We start from the raw sequence: 521 nt of genomic DNA, 5'->3' as shown, positions 1-521 counted from the left end.
TGTCAAAGCTGGATAGGGCTGCGACACCTTCAGCCAGTTAGAAATGCGCCACTAGCTGCAGGGATCAGCCCCCGATCCGACCGGCTGGGCCGGCTTGCAAGGGCGGAGCGGGGGCGGGTGATAGCCATTGCCCTTCGGCTTTAGCTTTCTCACTGGCAATCGTTCCTCTGCCGTTCGATAATCGCTTGCAGTTATGGCGCAAGTTGGGGATCAAAGCTGCACGATGCTTCCGGAAATCAAGCTGCAGGGCGACGTCAATGTCGCCGCGCTGTCCCCTCTTCTTCGCGGCATGCTTTTGTCCGTTGCCTATGCTGACAGTGAGGGTGGCATAGGATTGACGGCGACCGGCGCCATGAACCGCAAATTCGTGCATTGGGCCGCTGTGAACTTCCTCTGGCCCGACTTCACGGCCGAAGGCCTCTACAGCATGAACAAGGTGCTGAACGAAAGCGACATGCCGCCGCTCTGGGTCGTGCGCGACATGACCCGTCATCTGAAGCTGCTTCGCCGGAAAAAGAATA

Annotated in this window: 1 pseudogene; it reads left to right on the top strand. The window is 58.7% G+C overall.

The annotated features are described in order from the left end of the window. Nucleotides 1-223 precede the first annotated feature (223 nt). A pseudogene (locus ACYJRZ_RS31955) lies at nt 224-521 on the top strand (hypothetical protein); the annotation flags it as partial.

The sequence above is a fragment of the Rhizobium sp. No.120 genome (assembly GCF_054558365.1).
This window is presented reverse-complemented; position numbering and strand designations above follow the sequence as displayed.